The 18,360-nt window shown below is 72.5% G+C and carries 21 protein-coding genes; 15 read left to right on the top strand and 6 right to left on the bottom strand.

All coding sequences use genetic code 11. From position 1 onward, the window contains the following. Positions 1-326 precede the first annotated feature (326 nt). Positions 327-1,301: a TerC family protein gene (locus ACFO3Q_RS13445; protein WP_377005243.1), complete on the top strand. Its 975-nt coding sequence runs from the start codon at positions 327-329 to the stop codon at positions 1,299-1,301. A 294-nt stretch (positions 1,302-1,595) separates the two neighbouring features. On the opposite strand, the gene uxaC is transcribed toward ACFO3Q_RS13445, so the two are convergent. Both uxaC and ACFO3Q_RS13435 read right to left on the bottom strand, forming a co-directional pair. After that, positions 1,596-3,008 carry a glucuronate isomerase gene (gene uxaC / locus ACFO3Q_RS13440; RefSeq protein WP_377005242.1) on the bottom strand — a complete coding sequence of 471 codons (1,413 nt, stop codon included), beginning with the start codon at positions 3,006-3,008 and terminating at the stop codon, positions 1,596-1,598. A gap of 114 nt (positions 3,009-3,122) precedes the next feature. Next, positions 3,123-4,181, bottom strand: a complete 1,059-nt coding sequence (locus ACFO3Q_RS13435) for a LacI family DNA-binding transcriptional regulator (protein ID WP_377005241.1) — start codon at positions 4,179-4,181, stop codon at positions 3,123-3,125. Positions 4,182-4,354: 173 nt separating this feature from the next. On the opposite strand from ACFO3Q_RS13435, the gene ACFO3Q_RS13430 reads away from it, so the two are divergent. The 3 genes from ACFO3Q_RS13430 (at position 4,355) to ACFO3Q_RS13420 (ending at position 6,799) form a co-directional block, all read left to right on the top strand. Further along, positions 4,355-4,903: a DUF3016 domain-containing protein gene (locus ACFO3Q_RS13430; RefSeq protein ID WP_377005240.1), complete on the top strand. Its 549-nt coding sequence runs from the start codon at positions 4,355-4,357 to the stop codon at positions 4,901-4,903. 140 nt (positions 4,904-5,043) lie between these two features. Beyond that, entirely contained in the window at positions 5,044-6,063 is a 1,020-nt protein-coding gene (locus ACFO3Q_RS13425; RefSeq protein WP_377005239.1) for a sugar kinase, read from the top strand. A gap of 46 nt (positions 6,064-6,109) precedes the next feature. Continuing rightward, positions 6,110-6,799: a rhomboid family intramembrane serine protease gene (locus tag ACFO3Q_RS13420; RefSeq protein WP_377005238.1), complete on the top strand. Its 690-nt coding sequence runs from the start codon at positions 6,110-6,112 to the stop codon at positions 6,797-6,799. A 7-nt stretch (positions 6,800-6,806) separates the two neighbouring features. On the opposite strand, the gene ACFO3Q_RS13415 is transcribed toward ACFO3Q_RS13420, so the two are convergent. Beyond that, positions 6,807-7,289: an Lrp/AsnC family transcriptional regulator gene (locus ACFO3Q_RS13415; protein WP_377005237.1), complete on the bottom strand. Its 483-nt coding sequence runs from the start codon at positions 7,287-7,289 to the stop codon at positions 6,807-6,809. A 126-nt stretch (positions 7,290-7,415) separates the two neighbouring features. On the opposite strand from ACFO3Q_RS13415, the gene phhA reads away from it, so the two are divergent. From phhA to ACFO3Q_RS13400, 3 genes are read left to right on the top strand one after another with little or no spacing between them, the layout of a single operon-like run. Beyond that, on the top strand, positions 7,416-8,306 hold the full coding sequence (phhA, locus tag ACFO3Q_RS13410; RefSeq protein ID WP_377005236.1) for a phenylalanine 4-monooxygenase: 891 nt from the start codon (positions 7,416-7,418) through the stop codon (positions 8,304-8,306). Positions 8,307-8,360: 54 nt separating this feature from the next. Then, a complete protein-coding gene (locus ACFO3Q_RS13405) occupies positions 8,361-9,404 on the top strand; it encodes a class 1 fructose-bisphosphatase (RefSeq protein WP_377005235.1) in 1,044 nt (347 codons plus the stop codon). Between the two features lie 4 nt (positions 9,405-9,408). Beyond that, on the top strand, positions 9,409-10,122 hold the full coding sequence (locus ACFO3Q_RS13400; protein WP_377005234.1) for a 2OG-Fe(II) oxygenase: 714 nt from the start codon (positions 9,409-9,411) through the stop codon (positions 10,120-10,122). Positions 10,123-10,303: 181 nt separating this feature from the next. On the opposite strand, the gene ACFO3Q_RS13395 is transcribed toward ACFO3Q_RS13400, so the two are convergent. Next, entirely contained in the window at positions 10,304-11,386 is a 1,083-nt protein-coding gene (locus ACFO3Q_RS13395) for a PA0069 family radical SAM protein (RefSeq protein ID WP_377005233.1), read from the bottom strand. Positions 11,387-11,531: 145 nt separating this feature from the next. On the opposite strand from ACFO3Q_RS13395, the gene cls reads away from it, so the two are divergent. The 8 genes from cls (at position 11,532) to ACFO3Q_RS13355 (ending at position 17,207) form a co-directional block, all read left to right on the top strand. Then, on the top strand, positions 11,532-12,944 hold the full coding sequence (gene cls, locus ACFO3Q_RS13390; protein WP_377005232.1) for a cardiolipin synthase: 1,413 nt from the start codon (positions 11,532-11,534) through the stop codon (positions 12,942-12,944). A 136-nt stretch (positions 12,945-13,080) separates the two neighbouring features. After that, positions 13,081-13,371, top strand: coding sequence for a hypothetical protein (locus ACFO3Q_RS13385; RefSeq protein ID WP_377005231.1), 291 nt, complete (start codon positions 13,081-13,083; stop codon positions 13,369-13,371). A 161-nt stretch (positions 13,372-13,532) separates the two neighbouring features. Continuing rightward, on the top strand, positions 13,533-13,790 hold the full coding sequence (locus tag ACFO3Q_RS13380; protein WP_377005230.1) for a GlsB/YeaQ/YmgE family stress response membrane protein: 258 nt from the start codon (positions 13,533-13,535) through the stop codon (positions 13,788-13,790). Next, a complete protein-coding gene (locus ACFO3Q_RS13375; RefSeq protein WP_377005229.1) occupies positions 13,787-14,485 on the top strand; it encodes a 4'-phosphopantetheinyl transferase family protein in 699 nt (232 codons plus the stop codon). The genes ACFO3Q_RS13380 and ACFO3Q_RS13375 overlap by 4 nt, the downstream gene beginning before the upstream one ends. Before the next feature lie 103 nt (positions 14,486-14,588). After that, on the top strand, positions 14,589-15,131 hold the full coding sequence (locus tag ACFO3Q_RS13370) for an RNA polymerase sigma factor (protein WP_377005228.1): 543 nt from the start codon (positions 14,589-14,591) through the stop codon (positions 15,129-15,131). Next, positions 15,124-15,534: a hypothetical protein gene (locus ACFO3Q_RS13365; protein ID WP_377005227.1), complete on the top strand. Its 411-nt coding sequence runs from the start codon at positions 15,124-15,126 to the stop codon at positions 15,532-15,534. The genes ACFO3Q_RS13370 and ACFO3Q_RS13365 overlap by 8 nt, the downstream gene beginning before the upstream one ends. Positions 15,535-15,544: 10 nt before the next feature. Further along, positions 15,545-16,405 carry a PDZ domain-containing protein gene (locus tag ACFO3Q_RS13360; RefSeq protein ID WP_377005226.1) on the top strand — a complete coding sequence of 287 codons (861 nt, stop codon included), beginning with the start codon at positions 15,545-15,547 and terminating at the stop codon, positions 16,403-16,405. 37 nt (positions 16,406-16,442) lie between these two features. Beyond that, the gene (locus ACFO3Q_RS13355; protein WP_377005225.1) at positions 16,443-17,207 is read left to right on the top strand and encodes a pyridoxine 5'-phosphate synthase; all 765 of its coding nucleotides are present in this window, start codon (positions 16,443-16,445) and stop codon (positions 17,205-17,207) included. Positions 17,208-17,454: 247 nt separating this feature from the next. On the opposite strand, the gene ACFO3Q_RS13350 is transcribed toward ACFO3Q_RS13355, so the two are convergent. Continuing rightward, entirely contained in the window at positions 17,455-17,895 is a 441-nt protein-coding gene (locus ACFO3Q_RS13350; protein WP_377005224.1) for an ExbD/TolR family protein, read from the bottom strand. Positions 17,896-17,911: 16 nt separating this feature from the next. After that, positions 17,912-18,322, bottom strand: coding sequence for an ExbD/TolR family protein (locus ACFO3Q_RS13345; RefSeq protein WP_377005223.1), 411 nt, complete (start codon positions 18,320-18,322; stop codon positions 17,912-17,914). Positions 18,323-18,360: the final 38 nt, after the last annotated feature.

Below are 18,360 nucleotides of genomic sequence, written 5' to 3'. Positions count from 1 at the left end.
GGGAAAGCGGTCCAGACCGAGATGACCTTCAGGTCCCCATTCCCGATTCCCCCTTCCCGCTCCACCCGCTTCACCCCCCCCACCATTGACTCCCGCCCCCTCTCCCGCTCAAAGTAGCCGCTCCCTGAAGGGGAGTAGCTCCAGCGTCGCCGTGATCGTCAAGACGGGTCGTCCGACCCCGGTCCGGTGAGCGCAGGCGGCAGACGCAGGACGTCGCCGCCGTGCGTGGGCGAGACCTTCGCCGGCGACGGCGGAGGTGTGTCCGGAATTCCCGAACGCCCCCGGCCCGCCGGGGGCGTTCTCCATTCCGGCAGGCTCTCACCCCCATGCACACCATCGGCACCCCCCTGATGTGGACGGTCTTCACCGTCCTCATCCTCGTCGCCCTCGCGGTCGACTTCCTCGTCCTCCAGCGCAACGGCGCGCACAGGGTCTCCACGCGCGAGGCGCTGCTGTGGAGCATCGCCTGGATCGCGCTGGCGCTGCTGTTCAACCTCGGGCTCTGGTGGTACCTGCACGAGACCCTGCCGGCGCCGGACGCGCACCGGATCGCGATGGAGTTCTTCACCGGCTACCTGGTGGAGAAGGCGCTCGCGGTGGACAACATCTTCGTGTTCCTGATGATCTTCGGGTACTTCGCGGTCCCGGCCGAACAGCAGCAGCGTGCGCTGATCATCGGCATCATCGGGGCCATCGTCCTGCGCGGCATCCTGATCCTGATCGGCGCGGCGCTGATCGCGCAGTTCCACTGGATCCTCTACGTCTTCGGCGTGTTCCTGCTGCTGACCGGCGCCAAGATGCTGTTCTCCGCCGGCGACCCGCCGGACCTCAACGACAACCCGGCGCTGAAGTGGATGCGCCGCCACCTCCGGCTGACCGACCGCTTCCACGGCAACGCGCTGCGCGTCACCGAGAACGGCGTGCGCCGCTTCACCCCGCTGTTCGTGGTGATGGCGCTGATCGCGGTGACCGACGTGATCTTCGCGGTGGACTCGATCCCGGCGATCTTCGCCATCACCACCGACCCGTTCATCGTGCTGACCTCGAACGTGTTCGCGGTGCTGGGCCTGCGCGCGCTCTACTTCCTGCTGGCCGGCATGGCCGAGAAGTTCCACCTGCTCGGCCACGGCCTGGCCCTGGTGCTGATCTTCATCGGCAGCAAGATGCTGATCATGGACGTGTACAAGATCCCCATCGGCATCGCCCTCGGCGTGGTCGCGGCCCTGGTCGGCGGCGCCATGCTCCTGAGCGTCCTGAGGCCGAAGAAGGAAGCACCGGTGCAGCCGCCCGGGGTGGGGTGAGGCGAGCGGTACTGGGCGAGGGCACTGGGCCCGGCACTGGGCAGAGGGCAGAGGGCAGAGGGCAGAGGAGCATCCGGCATCGCCGCCCCGAGCCCCGAGCCCCGAGCCCTAAGCCCTAAGCCCCGAGCCCCGAGCCCCGAGCCCCGAGCCCTAAGCCCTAAGCCCCGAGCCCCGAGCCCCGAGCCCTAAGCCCCGAGCCCTAAGCCCCAAGCCCCAAGCCCCGAGCCCCGAGCCCCGAGCCCCGAGCCCCAAGCCCCAAGCCCCAAGCCCCAGGCCCTAAGCCCTACCAAGCCCCTAAAGCCTGTACGCCCTCTTCGGCAGGGTGTAGGCCAGATCCACCGCGACCTCGGCGGCGGCATCCTCGTCGAGGCGGTGCTCGGCGACGAGGCGCGCAAGCCAGGCGCAGTCGATGCGGCGCGCGGTGTCGTGGCGGGCGGGGATCGAGAGGAAGGCGCGGGTGTCGTCGTTGAAGCCGACGGTGTTGTAGAAACCGGCCGTCTCCGTGGTCTGCTCGCGGAAGCGCATCAGGCCCTCGGGCGAATCGTGGAACCACCAGGCCGGGCCCAGCTTCAGCGCCGGGTAGTGGCCCGCCAGCGGCGCCAGCTCGCGGGCGTAGCTGGTCTCGTCGAGGGTGAACACGATGATCGTGAGCCCCGGCTCGTTGCCGAAGCGCCCGAGCAGGGGCTGCAGCGCGCGCACGTACTCGGTGGCGGTGGGGATGTCGGCGCCCTTGTCGCGGCCGAAGCGGGCGAACAGGCCCGGGTTGTGGTTGCGGAACGCGCCCGGGTGGATCTGCAGCACGAAGCCGTCGTCCAGGCTCATGCGCGCCATCTCGGTCAGCATCTGCGCGCGGAACAGCTCGGCGTCCTCGGCGCTCGCCCCGCCGGCGACCACGCGTGCGAACAGGCGCTCCGCCTCGGCGGGCGAGAGGTCCGCGGTCCGCGCGGTGGGATGGCCGTGGTCGCTCGAGGTGGTGCCGACCGCGGCGAAGTCCGCGCGGCGCCTGCGGTGCGCGGCGAGATAGCCGGACCAGGAGTGGGTGTCCTCCCCGGTGAGTTCGGCGAAGCGCGCCAGCGCCTGCGGGAACTGCTCGTGCTCGGGATCGACCACCGGATCGGGCCGGTAGGCGCTGACGACGCGGCCCGACCAGTCGCTGTCGCGGATGGCCTCGTGGTGCGCGAGCGAGTCGAGCGGCGACTCGGTGGTCGCGATCACCTCGATGTTGTAGCGCTCGAACAGCGCGCGCGGGCGGAACTCCGGCGTGCGCAGCGCGGCGTCGATGGTGTCGTAGTAGAGGTCGGCGGTGTCGGCGTCGAGGCGCACGTCGAGCCCGAACACCTTCGAGAACACCCACGCCAGCCAGCCCGAGGACGGCGTGCCGCGGAACAGGTGCTGGTTGGCAGCGAACAGCCGCCAGGCGGCGCGCGGGTCGGCCTGCGACGGCCCGGCCAGCGCGGCGACGCCGAGGTCCTCCAGCGCGATGCCCTGGCTGTAGAGCATGCGGAAGAGGTAGTGGTCCGGCGCCAGCAGCAGCTCGGTCGGGTTGGGGAAGGGCTCATTGCGCGAGAACCACGACGGGTCGGTATGCCCGTGCGGGCTGATGATCGGCAGGTCGCGCACCTCCGCGTACAGGCGGCGGGCGATGCCGCGGGTGCCGGGATCGGCGGGGAACAGGCGGTCGTCGTGGAGGACCAGCGGCTTGGGCATGCGGACACCGGGAACGGGGAGCGTGCGCCTGAGCATAGCCAACTGGTAACCGGTGTCATCGCTGCACCGCGGCAATCGTGGGGACACCGCGCGGCCGCACAGGCGCAGCCGGCGTCAGCGCGCGGGCGGCCCGCAGGAGTCGCGCACCGCCAGGTGCGGCGTCAGCGGCGCCGGCGCGGCGGCGGCGGGATCGAGCAGCAGGGCGGCGGCCTGGCGCCCCATGTCGCGGATCGGCAGGCGCACCGTGGTGAGCGCCGGCCACAGGCGCGCGGCCAGGGGGCTGTCGTCGAAGCCGACGATGGAGACGTCCTCCGGGACCCGCAGGCCCATCCGGTACGCGGCGGTGTAGGCGCCGGCGGCCATCTCGTCGTTGCAGGCGAAGATCGCCGTGGGGCGGGACGCCAGCGCCAGCAGGCGCCCGGCGCAGGCGACGCCCGACTCGAAGGTGTAGCCGCCCTCCACCACGCGTTCCGGCGGCAGTTCGATGCCGTGGCGCGCCAGCACCTCGCCGAACCCCGCGGCGCGCTCGTGCGCGGAGCGGTGGCTGTGCGGCCCCGCGATCAGTCCGATCGCGCGGTGGCCCAGGCCGACCAGGTACTCCGCGACCTCGACGGCGGCCGCGCGGTCGTTGCTGACGACCGTGCGCGCCGCGGCGCCGAAGGGCACCGAACCCACCCGCACGTAGCGCACGTCCAGCCGCTCCAGCGCCTCGGCCAGCGCCTCGTTCTCGGAGACCGGCGGCAGCAGGATCGCCCCGTGCAGCTTCTGCCGCTGCACGAACCGGCACACGCCCTCGATGAAGTCGTCGCTGCGGCTCTCGCAGGGATGCACCACCAGCTCGAAGCCCGAGCCCCGCAGCGCGTCGAGGGCGCCGTTCTGCACGTTGACGATGTACTGCGCGTTCGGGTTGTCGTAGACCAGCCCGATCAGGAAGGCCCGCCGGAACGCCAGCCCGCGCGCCTGCGGATCCGGCACGTAGCCGACCTGGCGCATCAGCCCGGCGACCTTCTCGCGGGTCTCGGCGCGCACCAGCGGCGAGGCGTTGATGACGCGCGAGACGGTCTTCTTCGAGACCCCGGCGAGGCGTGCGATGTCGTTGATCGTCGCCGGCCCGGTGAAGCCGGCGACTTCGCTTTCCTCGGCCGGCTCGCGCGCCCGGCGGCGTGTACTCATGGACTTTCGCTCTGGCGCCGCGCGCCCGTGGGAGGCGCATTTAACCACGCCCTGTCCAGGGGACAGCCGCCGGCGGGGCGGCGGAGCGGGGCCTGAACCCGATGCGGTCGCGACGCGGCGACGCGCGCACGCGTAACGTAGTGCAGTCACAGAACAGTCCGCGGAGACCCGTCATGCGCCGCCTGCCCCTGCTCACGCCCCTCCTCGCCCTGGCCCTGCTGACCGGCTGCGCCAGCGGGCCGACGCGCGTCACCGACGCGGACGCCCCGCGCAGCCTCGCCGGGGAGGGGCCGGTGCAGGTGCGCTGGGACGACCCCGAGGCCTTCTCCGAGATCCGGCTCAGCGGCAACCGCTGGGAGGCCGCGCGCGGCAACTGGGTCGAGCGGCTCGCCGAGCACGTCCGCGACCGCGCGGCGCCGCGGCTGGCGCCGGGGCAGCGCCTGGACGTGACCTTCCACGACATCCGCCGGGCCGGCAACTACGAGCCCTGGCGCGGGCCACAGGCCGACCGCATCCGCTACGTGCGCGACATCTACCCGCCGCGCGTGGACCTGAGTTTCCGGCTGACCGGGGCCGACGGCAGCGTGCTCGCCGAGGGCGAGCGCCGGCTCAGCGATCCGGGCTTCCTGACCGGCGCCTCGACCCTCGACGGCAGCGATACCCTGCGCTTCGAGAAGCGCCTGCTCGACCGCTGGATCCAGCGCGAGTTCCCCCGCTCCTAAGCCGTGCGGCGGGCGCGGCGCCCGCCCCGCCAGCCCGTCGGCGCGGGCTATGATCCGCGCGGGAAGGCGCTGACACCGCTGGACAACCCCCGCCGTGACAGGCGGCGGTCGGCGCGCCCCGATATCCCCGAACGCGAGGAGTGGGCATGGCGGCTGTGGTGTGCTTCGGCGAGGTCCTGCTGCGCCTGTCGGCGCCCGGTCGGGAACTGCTCCTGCAGTCCCCGCGCCTGGAGGTCTGCGTGGGCGGCGCGGAGACCAACGTCGCCGTGGCCCTCTCGCGCTGGGGCCATGCGGTCCGGCTGGCGAGCGTGCTGCCCGACAACGCCCTGGGCGCGGCCGCGCTCGACGAGCTGCGCCGGCACGGCGTCGACGTCTCGGCCGTCCTGCGCAGGCCGGGCCGCATGGGGCTGTACTTCCTCGCGCCGGGCGCCGGCCACCGCCCGAGCGAGGTGGTCTACGACCGCGCCGGTTCGGCCTTCGCCACGGCGCCGGACGCGCTCGACTGGCCGCGCGTGTTCGACGGCGCCGACCACCTGCACGTCTCCGGCGTGACCCCGGCGCTGGGGCCGGCGAGCGCACAGGCCGCCATCGCCGCCGTGCGCGCGGCCCGGAACGCCGGCCTGCGGGTGTCCTTCGACGGCAACTACCGGGCGCGCCTGTGGCAGGCCTGGGACGGCGACGCCGCAGGCCTGCTGCGCCAGGTGCTGGACCAGGCGGACATCGCCTTCGTCGACCACCGCGACGTCGCACTGCTGCTCGGCCGGCGCTTCGAAGAGGCCGATCCGGCGGCGCGCTTCGCCGCGGCCGCGGACGCGGCCTTCGCCGCCTTCCCGCGGCTCGCGCGCATGGCCTGCACCGTCCGCACGACGCACAGCGTGGACCACCACGCGCTGCAGGGCCTGATGGCGCTGCGCGAGGGCACCCGCCACACGACCCGGACGGTGGAGGTGCGGGGCATCGTCGACCGCATCGGCGGCGGGGACGCCTTCGCCGCCGGCGTGCTGCACGGGCTGCGCAGCGGCCTCGGCGATGCGGAGGCGCTGGAGTTCGGCCTCGGTGCCGGCGTGCTGAAGCACACCCTGCCGGGCGACGTCATGCTGCTGCGCGCGAGCGACGTGGCCGCCTTCGTCGACGCCGGACAGCTCGACGTGCGGCGCTGACGCCGACCGCGCTTGCCTCGGCCGGGCGAGGCCCCACCTCGCTGGGATGGACCCGTTCCGCGCACAGCCCGATCCCGCCCAGGTCGCCGCCGCCGACCGCCGCCGTTTCCGTCGCGCCGCGCTCGCGAGCCTCGGCTTCGTCGTGCTGGTGTGGCTCGTCCACCTCCTCGGCGGCGGCGCGCTCGGCGCCTTCGCCGTGCATCCGCGGAGCCTGTCCGGGCTGGTCGGCATCCTGACCGCGCCGCTGCTGCACGGCTCGTGGACGCACCTGATCGCCAACACCCCGTCCCTGCTGGTCCTGGGCACGCTGATGCTCGCCGCCTACCCCCGCACCGCCCGCCGGGCGCTGCCGCTGATCTGGCTGGGATCGGGCCTGGGGGTCTGGCTGATCGGCCGCGACGCCGGGCACCTCGGGGCCAGCGGCCTGACCCACGGCCTGCTGTGGTGCGTGTTCTTCCTCGGCCTGCTGCGCCGCGACCGCAGCGCCATCGCCGCCACCCTGATCGGCTTCCTCCTCTACGGCGGCATGCTGCTCACGGTGCTGCCGCAGGGCCCGGAGATCAGCTGGGAATCCCACCTCTGCGGCGCCCTGATGGGCCTGCTGGCAGCGGTGCTCTGGCGGCGGCTGGACCCGGCGCCGCCGCGGCCGCGCTATTCCTGGGAGGACGAGGAGGAGGCCGAGGACGCGCCCCCCGCGACGACCGCGCACCTGCCGGACCGCGCCCCGCCCGGCTGACGGGCCCTCAGTCCTGCAGGTGGGCCAGCGGCAGGCCCTGGGCCTGCTTGACCGTGCGCAGCACGAAGCTCGAATTGACGTCGGCGACGTCGCCGACGCCCAGCAGCCGGTCGAGCAGGAAGCGCGAGAAATCGGCCAGATCGACCACCGCGACGTGGAGCAGGTAGTCCATGTCGCCGGTCAGGGCGTGGCAAGCGAGGACCTCGTCGGCCTCGGCCATGCGCGCGGTGAACCCCGCGATGGCGGCGGCGTCGTGGCGCGCGAGCTGGACGCGGACGAAGGCCTGCAGGCCCAGCCCGACCTGCTGCGGATCGAGGCGCGCGCCGTAGCCGGCGATCACGCCCGCCGCCTCCAGCCGCTGCACGCGGCGCAGGCAGGCGGACGCCGAGAGGTGGGCGCGCTCGGCCAGTTCGGCATTGCTGATGCGCCCGTGCACCTGAAGCAGGCGCAGCAGGGCGAGATCGGTGCGATCCAGCGTGGGCTTCTTCATGATCGTCCCGGGTTTGCGTGCCAGGGCGCAAGATTATTGCGTTTACCGCGGTCGCAACGCGCGAAATAGGCAGGTTCGTGCGCGGGCCCCGTCCTAGACTGGCGGTTCCAGCAACGGAGCGACGCCATGGCCGCCAATCCCAAGCGGGTCGAGCATCAGGTCACCGACAAGGGCGTGGTTCCGGTCTATGCGACCGGAACCGTGGAGCAGCCCTGGGACGACTACACCGAGACCGACCACCGGGTCTGGGCCACCCTGTTCGAGCGCCAGAACGCGCTGCTGGTGGGCCGCGCCTGCGACGAGTTCCTCGCCAACCAGGCGCGGATGGGCATGAGCGCCGACCGCATCCCGAAGTTCTCCGAACTCAACGCGGCCCTGGCGGAGACCACCGGCTGGGAGATCGTCGGCGTCGAGGGCCTGCTGCCCGAGCTGACCTTCTTCGAGCACCTGGCCAACCGCCGCTTCCCGGTCACCTGGTGGATCCGCAAGCCCGAGGAGCTCGATTATCTCTCCGAGCCCGACCTCTTCCACGACCTCTTCGGCCATGTGCCGCTGCTGATGGAGCCGGTGTTCGCCGACTACATGCAGGCCTACGGCCGCGGCGGCGTGAAGGCGCACGCCATCGGCCCCGACGCGCTGACCAACCTCACGCGGCTGTACTGGTACACCGTCGAGTTCGGGCTGATCCGCCAGGCCGACGGCCTGCGCATCTACGGGGCCGGGATCGTCAGTTCCAAGGGCGAATCCATCCACAGCCTGGAATCCGCCGCGCCCAACCGCATCGGCTTCGACCTGGAGCGGGTGATGCGCACGCAGTACCGCATCGACACCTACCAGAAGACCTACTTCGTCATCGACGGCTTCGAGCAGCTGATGGCGGCGACGGCTCCCGACTTCACGCCGATCTACGCACGGCTCGCCGACCAGCCCGCGGTGCCGGCCGGCGAGGTGCTGCCGGGCGACCGCGTGCTGCAGCGCGGCTCCGGCGAGGGCTGGGCGAGCGGCGGCGACGTGTAGGACCCGCGCGCGCGGGCCTAGAATGGGTGCTTCCTCCCCCTCCGGATGCCGCCGATGTCGAACAAGCCGATCACGCTCACCCAGTTCCTGATCGAGCAGCAGCGTGCCCATCCGGAATTCGGCGCCGAGCAGCGGCTGCTGATCGAGGTCGTCGCCCGCGCCTGCAAGATGATCGCCATACAGGTGTCGAAGGGCGCCCTCGGCGGTGTGCTGGGCGACGCCGGCACCGGCGACAACGTGCAGGGCGAGGCGCAGAAGAAGCTCGACGTCATCTCCAACGAGATCCTGCTGCAGGCCAACGCCTGGGGCGGCCACCTCGCCGCCTGCGCCTCGGAGGAGATGGCCGACCCGCAGCCCATCCCCGACGTCTATCCCCGCGGCGACCTGCTGCTGCTGTTCGACCCGCTCGACGGCAGCTCGAACATCGACGTCAACGTCTCCATCGGCACCATCTTCTCGGTGCTGCGCGCCAAGCCCGGCGTCGACCCGGTCTCGGCCGAGGCCTTCCTGCAGCCGGGCAGCGAGCAGCTCGCCGCGGGCTACTGCATCTACGGGCCGAGCTGCACCCTGGTGCTGACCATCGGCCACGGCGTGCACGCCTTCACCCTCGACCGCGAGATCGGCAGCTTCCTGCTGACCCGCAGCGACATCACCATCCCCGAGGACACCCGCGAGTTCGCGGTCAACATGTCCAACCAGCGCTTCTGGGAGCCGGCGATGCAGCACTACGTCGCCGACCTGCTCGCCGGCCGCGACGGGCCGCGCGGCAAGGACTTCAACATGCGCTGGATCGCGAGCATGGTCTCCGACGTGCACCGCATCCTCACCCGCGGCGGCATCTTCATCTATCCGTGGGACCGCCGCGAGCCGGACAAGGCCGGCAAGCTGCGCCTCATGTACGAGGCCAACCCCATGGCCTTTATCGTGGAACAGGCCGGCGGTGCGGCGACCACCGGACGTGCGCGCATGCTCGAGGTGACGCCGACCAGCCTGCACCAGCGCGTGCCGGTGTTCCTCGGTTCCAGGAACGAGGTCGAGACCGCCACCCGCTACCACCTCGAGCACGACGCCGCGACCTTGCCGGCGGCGGTGGGCTGAGGCCGTGGACGCGCGCGTCGGCGACTTCATCGAGGTCTACCCCGACGCGCTGTCGCCCGCGCAGTGCGCGGCGCTGATCGAGCGCTTCGAGGCGAGCAGTCTCAAGGCGCCCGGCGCGGTCGGCGGCGGCGTCTACACCGAACTCAAGCACAGCAGCGACATCAGCATCGGCGGCCGGCCCGAATGGCAGGACGCCGAGGCCGCTCTCAACCAGGCCATGCTCGGCGGGCTGCTGCGCTACATCCGCACCTACCGCTACGCCCTGATCGCGCCGCTGATGCTGCAGATCGCCGATCCCGAGACCGGCGCGCCGAAACGCCTGGAGGCCGAGGACTTCGACCGCCTCGACGACGCGCGGCTCGCGCCCATCGTGCAGCACATCTTCCGCCCGGGCGCGATCAACCTGCAGCGCTACACCGCCGGCGAGGGTGGATATCCGTACTGGCACTGCGAGCTGTATCCGCGCGACCCGCAGGCCGAGACCCTGCACCGCACCCTGCTGTGGACGATCTACCTCAACGACGGCTTCGACGCCGGCGAGACGGAGTTCCTCTACCAGGCCCGGAAGATCGCGCCGCGCACCGGCAGCCTGCTGATCGCCCCGGCCGCCTTCACCCACACCCACCGCGGCAACCGCCCCGAGGGCGGCGACAAGTACATCGCCACCAGCTGGGTGCTGTTCCAGCGCGCGGAGCGGTTGTATGGGGGAGGGGGTTAGGGCTAGGGCTAGGGCTTGGGCTTGGGGCTTAGGGCTTAGGGCTTGGGGTTAGGGGCTTGGGGTTAGGGCCTGGGGCCTGGGGCCTGGGAGAGTGAGGGAGCCCTCGTGCCCAGTGCCCAGTGCCCTCTGCCCAGTGCCCTCTGCTCTCTAGCCTGAGCCCTCTGCCCTGTGCCCCCTCCTCCTAGAACAACTCCCCCTGCGGCGTCTCCGGTCGCGGCGGCACGAACCGGCTGCAGTCCAGGGGCGGGGAGCCGGGGAAGCCGAGCCGACGGCGGGCGACGTGGAAGCGTCGGGCCAGCAGGTCGGCGAAGGGGCCCTGGCCGCGCAGGCGGGTGCCGAAGGCGCTGTCGTAGTCCTTTCCGCCGCGCATCTGCTGCACGACGCTCATGACGTGGGCCGCGCGCGCGGGCATGTGCAGGTCCAGCCATTCGCGGAACAGGCCGGCGACCTCGTGCGGGAGACGCAGCAGCACGTAGCCGGCGGAGGTCGCGCCGGCCTCGCGCGCGGCCGCGAGGATGGCCTCGAGCTCGCGGTCGGTGACCACCGGGATCACCGGCGCCACGATCACGCCGACCGGAATGCCTGCCTCACTCAGACGGCGGATCGCGCGCAGGCGCGCGTGCGGCGCCGACGCGCGCGGCTCCAGGCCGGCGGCCAGGCGGTTGTCGAGGGTGGTCACCGAGAGCGCGACCTCGGCCAGGCCCTGTGCGGCCATCGGGGCGAGAAGATCGATGTCGCGTTCGATCAGCGCGCTCTTGGTGACGATGGAGACCGGATGCCGGGTGTCGTGCAGCAGCTGCAGCAGGTCGCGGCTCAGGCCGAGGCGGCGCTCGGTCGGCTGCCAGCCGTCGGTGTTGATGCCGAGCGTGATCGGCGAACAGCGGTAGCCGCGCGCCGACAGCTCGGCGCGCAGGCGCTCGACCGCGTTGGTCTTGGCGTAGAGGCGGGTCTCGAAGTCCAGCCCGGGCGAGAGGTTCAGGTAGGCGTGCGAGGGCCGCGCGAAGCAGTACACGCAGCCGTGCTCGCAGCCCCGGTACGGGTTGACCGACTGCTGGAACGGGATGTCGGGCGACTGGTTGCGGCTGATGATGCTGCGCGCGCGCTCTTCGGTGACCGTGGTGCGCGGATGCGGCGGCGCCTCGCCATCGTCGCGGAACCAGCCGTCGTCGACATGCTCGACCGTGGTCGATTCGAACCGGCCCTCGCGGTTGGAGCCGGCGCCTCGGCCCTTGAGGCGTTCGGGGGCGGGACGGGGTTCGCGCATGGCGCGATGCTGGCACGGCGTCGTCTCAGGCGCTGCGACTGCGGCCGCGCGGGCAGGGCCGGGGGAACGGCCGGTGAGGTCGCCCCCGGGCCGCATCCGCGCCGCGCTCACCTCGAAGTCCGTGGCGCGCTCTAGACTCGGCCGCATGCTCGACGCGCTCGCCGCAGTCCCCTGGTGGCAACTGCTCTCCATCGCCTGGGCGATCCACATCGCCGGCATCGTGGTCTGGATCGTGCTGCAGAAGCGCGATCCCGCCGCGACCCTGAGCTGGATCTTCGCCCTGGCCCTGCTGCCGGTGCTGGGCTTCCTGGTGTTCTACCTGGTCGGGCCGCAGCGCATCCGCAGGCAGCGCCAGCGCCGCCTGCGCAGCCGCAACGCCACCCAGCACGGGTTGCCGGAATCGCAGCTCGACGCCCACGACGGCCTGCCGCGGCTGGCTTTCGCCTCGGGCGAGTTCCCGCCCAGCAGCTGCACGCAGGTCGATTTCCTGCAGGGCGGCGGCAGCAAGTTCGACCACCTGCTCGAGGCGATCGCGAGCGCCGAGCACCACGTGCACATGGAGTACTACATCTTCGAACCCGACGACACCGGCCGGCTGGTGCGCGACGCACTGGTGGCCCGGGCGCGGGCGGGCGTGCGCGTGCGCCTGCTGCTCGACGGCGTGGGTTCCGCGCGGCTCGGGCGGCGCTTCCTCCGGCCGCTGCGCGAGGCCGGCGGCGAGGTCGCATGGTTCCACTCCCTGCGCCACGGCCGCATCCGGCGCCGGCCGCGGATCAACCTGCGGACCCATCGCAAGATCGCCGTGATCGACGGCCGGATCGGCTTCACCGGCGGGGTCAACATCTGCGACGACGGCAACGAGCGCCTCAGCACGACGGCCTACCACGACCTTCACGTACGCATGGAGGGGCGCGTCGTGCACTGGCTGCAGCAGGCCTTCTGCGAGGACTGGCACTACGCGACCCGCCAGGCCATCAACGGCAAGGGCTACTGGCCGGAGCTGCCGCCGGGGCCGCATCTCGCCCAGGTGGTGCCCTCCGGGCCGGACACGGTGTGGGAGCCCCTGCATCGCCTGCACGTCGACGCCATCGCCCGGGCGGACCGCCGCGTGTGGCTGGTGACGCCCTACTTCGTGCCCACCGCGGCGGCGCGCATGGCGCTGACGTCGGCCGCGCTGCGCGGACTGGACGTGCGCCTGCTGGTCCCGCGCATGAGCGACTCGCGGCTGGTGACCTGGTGCGCGCGCTCGTACTACGACGAGCTGCTGGACGCCGGCGTGCGCATCTTCGAGTTCGGCCCGAACATGCTGCACACCAAGGCCCTGCTGGTGGACGAGGAGATCGCCCTGGTCGGCAGCGCCAACTTCGACCCGCGCAGCTTCCGGCTCAACTTCGAGCTCAGCACCCTGTGGTGCGACCGCACCATCGCCGCCCGCCTGGCGGAGCTGGTCCTGGCCGACCAGCAGGCCGCCGCGGAGCTGCCGCGGCGGCGACCGCACCAGCCCCTCCGCTGGCGGCTGGCCGAGGCCGGGGCGCGGCTGCTCTCGCCGCTGCTGTAGGCCATTGGCGGCCGTCCCTGCGGGCGTGCACGGAGGCGTGCGCGCCGGCGTCGGCCGTCGGCGACCGGGCGCGCGTCACATCATCCGGCGCCCGCAGGCGCTTAGACTTCGCCGGACTCCCTCCGCCGGCACCGCCATGCCCTGGATCCTGCTCCTGCTCGCCCTGCTCTGCCTCGCCGTGGGCCTCACCACGACCTCCATCGCCCTGGCGTGGATCGGGCTGCTCGCCGCCCTCGTCCTGATCGTGGTCGGGGTGCTGATGCTGGCGGACCGGCGCATCGCGGCCCGCAGCCGGGACGCCTCGACGATGTTCGACGCCGACGCGCTGCAACGCTTCCGCGCCCAGGCGCAGGCGGCCCGCAATGGCGATCGCGATGGCGCCGGCGCACGGCCCGACCCGTCGGCCGGCGAGGGCCCGCAACCCTGACCCGCCTCCATCGCCCCGCGCGGTCGGCGTGCTAGTGTCGCGGCGCCGGCTTCCGCCGGATGCCGCGGACTGCCCGGCGCCCTGCCGACGCCGGGGCGGACGCGGCCGACGGGCGACCGGCCGCCACGTCCGTTTCCGCCGACCTCACGAAGGATCCGCGCATGTCCCTCGAAACCCTGCTCGTCATCCTCCTGATCGGCGGCGTCGCCGGCTGGCTCGCGGCGCTGCTGGTCCGGGGCGCCGGTCTGGGCATCCTCGGCAACATCGTCGTCGGGATCCTCGGGGCCTTCCTCGCCTCCTGGCTGCTGCCGCGGCTTGGCGTGCCTGCGCTGGCGGGCGGCATCGGTGGCGCCATCCTCCACGCCTTCATCGGCGCGGCGATCCTCCTCGTCCTGATCGGCCTGATCCGCCGCCTGTGAGGGCTCCGGAACCCCCCTGGCCGCGGCTCGCGCCCGAGGACGCCTCGCGTCCCGCGCTGGACGCGGGCGACATCCAGCTCTGGTGGTGGCCCGAGTCGGCGATGCCGGAGCTGCCCCGACGCGAGCGCATCGGGCAGTTGCTGCGCCGGACGCTTGCGCCCTGCCTCGGCGTCGCGCCGGAGGCGCTGGCGTTCGGCCGCGAGCCGCGTGGGCGGCCCTTCCTGGCCCATGCGGACGCACCCGACTTCAACCTCACGGACACCGGAGGCGGCACGCTGGTCGCCGTCAGCCGCGCAGGGCGGGTGGGCGTGGACATCGAGCGCCACGACCGCCGGGTGCGTGCAGCGGCGCTGGCGCGCCGCTGGTTCTCCGCGGACGAGGCCGCCGCCGTGGCGGCGCTCCCGGACGAGGCCGCGTCCCGCCTCTTCCTGCACCTGTGGACCGCGAAGGAGGCCGCCTGCAAGGCGACCGGCACCGGCATCTTCGACAACCGCCTGGCGCAGTGGCGCTTCGCGCCGGCGGAGGGAGACCCGCAGGTGCGTGCCCTGCCCCCGGAGGCGGGCGGCATGGCGGCGTGGCGTTTCCTGCGTCTCGCGCCGACGGCCGCGCATACCGCGGTGGTCGCGCTGCGCGGCGACGCACGCGCGCTGCACGCCTTCCACGCGCTCTACCGGGGCCCGTGGCCGTCGCGGTAGGCTGCGGGAGCACCGGGGCACGGCGGTTCCGCCCACACGGGCGCCGACGGCGTGCCACACTCCGGCTGCGACGCGGATGGCCGTTCGTCCGTAGTGGAAACCGATGCAAGCGGACGGCGTAGCGCACGACGAAGCAGACCTGCTCCGGCGCGCGCGACGCGGCGACGGCGAGGCGTTCGCGGCCCTGTACCGTGCCCATGCGGACGCGGTCTATGGGCTGGCGCTGCGGCTGACGGCACAGCCGGCGGCGGCCGAGGACGTGACCCAGGAGACCTTCCTGAAGGCCTTCCAGGCCATGCCCCGGTTCCGCGAAGGCGCGCCCATGCGGCCGTGGCTGAAGCGGATGGCGGCGAACGCCGCGATCGACCGCCTGCGCGCGGAGCGGCGCCTGCGCCCGCTGGACGACGCGGGTGCGGACCCGGGCGAGGCGGCCGGCACGCCGGCCGATCTCGCGGAGGCGCTCGGCCTGCTCTCGCGCCTGTCGCCGGAGGCGCGGGCGCTGGTCTGGCTGCAGCAGATGGAAGGCTGGACCCATTCCGAACTCGCCGAGCGCTTCGGGCGCAGCGAGAGCTGGTCGAAGTCCCTGCTTTCACGCGCGCTGCAGAAGCTGCGCTCGGATCTTGATGGAAACGACGACGATGGCTGACATCGACACGCCCCCTTCCGATGCGCGTCTTCGCGCCTACCTGGCGTCGCTGCCGGCGCCGGCCGCCCCGCCCATCGCCGAGCGCATCCTCGGGCTCCACAGGCGCCGTCAACGCCGACGGCGCCTCGCCTGGGTCGGAAGCGCGGCGGCCTGCGCGCTGGCCGTCGCCGTCGTGCTGCCGCTCGTGCAGCAGACCGCGCCCGCGGCAGGCGACCTGTCCGCGGAGGCGACCGCTCCGCCCCAGGCAGTGCCGACGCCCGCCGCGCTGCGCCAGCTCGACCGCGCGCTCCAGGCGGCCTATGCGCGCGACGCCGATCCCGCCGAGCTCGAGGCGCTGTGGCGTGCGCGCGAGGCCGCACTCGCCGCCGCGGACGCCGTTCCTCCTGCGCCGGTGCGCATCTAGGAGACGCACCATGCTTCGACACAGCCTCTTCCTGCTCGCCGCCGTCCTCCTGGCCCCCCTCGCAGTGGCGGACGAGCGCCCGGCCGCCGCCCTGCTGCGCAGCGAGATCGACGCGGCGCTGCTGCGGGTCGCCGATGCCCATGCGCTCGCCGACGACGCCGACGGTCCCTTGTTGATCGAACAGCCGGCGCGTACCCGCTACGAGCTCGGCGCGGTGATCGACGTGCGTGAACGCACTGGCGACGGCCTGCCCGTGCTCGCTGTGACACCGGGCGGCGCGGCAGAGCGCATGGGCCTGCGCACCGGCGATCGCCTGCTCGCGATCAACGGGCACCGGCTCGCCGGAGGCGTGGACGCGGAGGCGCTGGCGGACGCGGTCGGTGCGGACGGCGGCCCGCTGGATGTCGAGGTGCGCCGCGACGGTGCGGCGCTGCGCCTGCACGGCGCGGCCGAGCGGGTCGAACTCCCGGCCTATCGCCTGAGCGTCGGCGGCGCCTCCGGCGGCGATTCGCGCTGCGGGCGCATCAATACCTTCGACGTGGCGCCCCGTGGCCGCCACATCTATCCCGCCATCCTGATCGCCGTCGACGGCCGCTCGCCCGGACCGACGACCGCGGACAGCTTCCGCGTGGAGCCCGGCCGCCGCACCCTCACCGTCGCCGAGAACATCGACGTCCGGCAGCTCTCGACGCTCACCCAGCAGCTGCGGAGCCGCGGCGGGCGCGCCCGGTACAAGACGCTGGAGGTGGACGTCGAGGCCGGCACGACCTATCTGCTCGGCGCGCGCTTCGATCCCAGCCGCGGCGGTTCCACCCGCAACGACTACTGGGAGCCGGTGATCTGGCGCCAGGTCGCCGAACGCTGCCGTTGAAGGCCGCCGCGGTGCGCACCGCTGCTACCCTGCGCGGATGACCCGTCTCAGCGTCAACCTCAACAAGATCGCCGTGCTGCGCAATTCGCGCGGCGGCGACGAGCCCTCGGTGCTCCGTGCCGCGGACGCCGTCATCGGCGCCGGCTGCGCCGGCATCACCGTGCATCCGCGCCCGGATCGCCGCCACGTCCGCGAGGACGACGTGCGGGCGCTGGCGGCGCTGACCCGCGAGCGCGGCGTGGAACTCAACATCGAGGGCAATCCGTTCGCGCCGCCACGTGGCGCCTATCCCGGCCTGCTCGCGCTGTGTGCAGAGGCGCGCCCGCAGCAGGTGACCCTGGTTCCCGATGCGGACGGCCAGCTGACCTCCGACCACGGCTTCGACATGGCGCGCGACGCGGCACGTCTGCGGCCTCTGGTGTCCGAGTTCGCGGCCCTCGGCTGCCGCGTCTCCCTGTTCATGGATGCCGGCAGCGATGGCGTCGACGACGTCGCCGCCATCGGCGCCCACCGCATCGAGATCTACACCGGCCCCTTCGCCGACGCCCACGCCCGCGGCGACGCGACAAGAGCCCTGGCGCTGTGCCGCGCGACGGCGCTGCGGGCGCAGGCGGTCGGCCTGCAGGTGAACGCCGGCCACGACCTCTCGCTGACCAATCTTGCGGCCCTGCTCCAGGCCGTGCCGGACGTGGCGGAGGTCTCCATCGGGCACGCCCTGGTCGGGGAAGCCCTCTACCTCGGCCTGGACACAACCGTGCGCCGCTACCTCGAACTCATCGACGGGGTTCGGGGGCCGGGCTAGCGCTTTCGGACGGGCCGGGGAAGAAGAGGAGGGCTCGGAGTTTAGGGCTTGGGCTTGGGGCTTAGGGCTTAGGGCTGGGGCTGGGCCGGCTCGCGAATGTCGCCGCGTGCTTCCGGTTCGTCCGCGCCCGGCCCGGCGAATCCGTCCGTCGCTGGAGCCTTCGACGCCGTCGCCAGCCGCCATCGGTGTTCCGGAAACGGAAACGCCGCCCGGAGGCGGCGTTCCGTGAGCTGCGATGCCCCTTCCTCTACATGTTGTCGAGGAAGGCCACCTTTTCCATGCCGATGTTCTTGGCCGCGGCAAGGACGGTGGTGAGGGTCTCGTAGCTGGCGTCCCGATCGATGTCGAGCTCGAGCGTCGGCTGGTCGGCCGGCTCGACCGCCTGGCCATCCTGCATCGCCGGCGGCAGCAGGTTGAGGAGGTTGGCCTCCACCTGACGCGTCGCGACCGGATTGTTGTTCACGAAGACCTGCCCGTTGGCGTCCACGCGCAGCCGGATCGGCGGCGGCGGATCGTTCGACGGAGGCGGCGGGTTGACCGACTTCTGCGGCAGGTCGATCGGCACCCGCATGGTCATCGCCGGGGCGGTAACGATGAAGATGATCAGAAGAACCAGCAGGACGTCGATCAACGGCGTGACGTTGATGTCCGCCATCGAGCCGCCGCTGTCACCCGAGGAAAAAGCCATGGTGAATCCTCTCTACTTACCGTTCCGGCGTGGCGACGAAGTTGACCTTGCGGATGCCCTGCAGGCGCACCGTGCGAAGGACTCCGGAGATGACGCTGTACCGGGTGGTGTTGTCCGCGCGCACGTCGACCTGGGGCTGCGGGGTCTGCTGGGCGGCCGTCGAGAGACGGCTTTCCAGCAGATCCTGCGAGACCGGCTCGTCGTCGTAGTACACGCTGCCGTCCTGGGTGATCGCCAGGGTGATCGGCGTGGGCGGCGCCTCCACCTTGTTGGTGATCACGGCAGTCGGAAGCTCGACCTGGACCTTATGCGACATCAGGGGCGCCGTGATCATGAAGATGATCAGGAGCACCAGCATCACGTCGACGAGCGGCGTGACGTTGATGTTCGCCATCGTGGAGCCTGGCTTGTTGGAGGTGAAGGCCATGATCGGTCTCCGTCAGAACGTGCGGTACTTGACCGACA

The sequence above is a fragment of the Coralloluteibacterium thermophilum genome (genome assembly GCF_042654365.1).
GTDB classification, from domain to species: Bacteria; Pseudomonadota; Gammaproteobacteria; order Xanthomonadales; family Xanthomonadaceae; genus Coralloluteibacterium; species Coralloluteibacterium thermophilum.
Note: the sequence above shows the minus strand (reverse complement) of the source record. Positions and strands in the feature narration are given on the sequence as shown.

Coding starts and splice junctions, on each gene's coding strand:
- ACFO3Q_RS13445 (WP_377005243.1), top strand. CDS start 327: ATGCACACCATCGGCACCCCCCTGATGTGGACGGTCTTCACCGTCCTC.
- uxaC (WP_377005242.1), bottom strand. CDS start 3,008: ATGCCCAAGCCGCTGGTCCTCCACGACGACCGCCTGTTCCCCGCCGAT.
- ACFO3Q_RS13435 (WP_377005241.1), bottom strand. CDS start 4,181: ATGAGTACACGCCGCCGGGCGCGCGAGCCGGCCGAGGAAAGCGAAGTC.
- ACFO3Q_RS13430 (WP_377005240.1), top strand. CDS start 4,355: ATGCGCCGCCTGCCCCTGCTCACGCCCCTCCTCGCCCTGGCCCTGCTG.
- ACFO3Q_RS13420 (WP_377005238.1), top strand. CDS start 6,110: ATGGACCCGTTCCGCGCACAGCCCGATCCCGCCCAGGTCGCCGCCGCC.
- ACFO3Q_RS13415 (WP_377005237.1), bottom strand. CDS start 7,289: ATGAAGAAGCCCACGCTGGATCGCACCGATCTCGCCCTGCTGCGCCTG.
- phhA (WP_377005236.1), top strand. CDS start 7,416: ATGGCCGCCAATCCCAAGCGGGTCGAGCATCAGGTCACCGACAAGGGC.
- ACFO3Q_RS13405 (WP_377005235.1), top strand. CDS start 8,361: ATGTCGAACAAGCCGATCACGCTCACCCAGTTCCTGATCGAGCAGCAG.
- ACFO3Q_RS13395 (WP_377005233.1), bottom strand. CDS start 11,386: ATGCGCGAACCCCGTCCCGCCCCCGAACGCCTCAAGGGCCGAGGCGCC.
- cls (WP_377005232.1), top strand. CDS start 11,532: ATGCTCGACGCGCTCGCCGCAGTCCCCTGGTGGCAACTGCTCTCCATC.
- ACFO3Q_RS13385 (WP_377005231.1), top strand. CDS start 13,081: ATGCCCTGGATCCTGCTCCTGCTCGCCCTGCTCTGCCTCGCCGTGGGC.
- ACFO3Q_RS13380 (WP_377005230.1), top strand. CDS start 13,533: ATGTCCCTCGAAACCCTGCTCGTCATCCTCCTGATCGGCGGCGTCGCC.
- ACFO3Q_RS13370 (WP_377005228.1), top strand. CDS start 14,589: ATGCAAGCGGACGGCGTAGCGCACGACGAAGCAGACCTGCTCCGGCGC.
- ACFO3Q_RS13365 (WP_377005227.1), top strand. CDS start 15,124: ATGGCTGACATCGACACGCCCCCTTCCGATGCGCGTCTTCGCGCCTAC.
- ACFO3Q_RS13360 (WP_377005226.1), top strand. CDS start 15,545: ATGCTTCGACACAGCCTCTTCCTGCTCGCCGCCGTCCTCCTGGCCCCC.
- ACFO3Q_RS13355 (WP_377005225.1), top strand. CDS start 16,443: ATGACCCGTCTCAGCGTCAACCTCAACAAGATCGCCGTGCTGCGCAAT.
- ACFO3Q_RS13350 (WP_377005224.1), bottom strand. CDS start 17,895: ATGGCTTTTTCCTCGGGTGACAGCGGCGGCTCGATGGCGGACATCAAC.
- ACFO3Q_RS13345 (WP_377005223.1), bottom strand. CDS start 18,322: ATGGCCTTCACCTCCAACAAGCCAGGCTCCACGATGGCGAACATCAAC.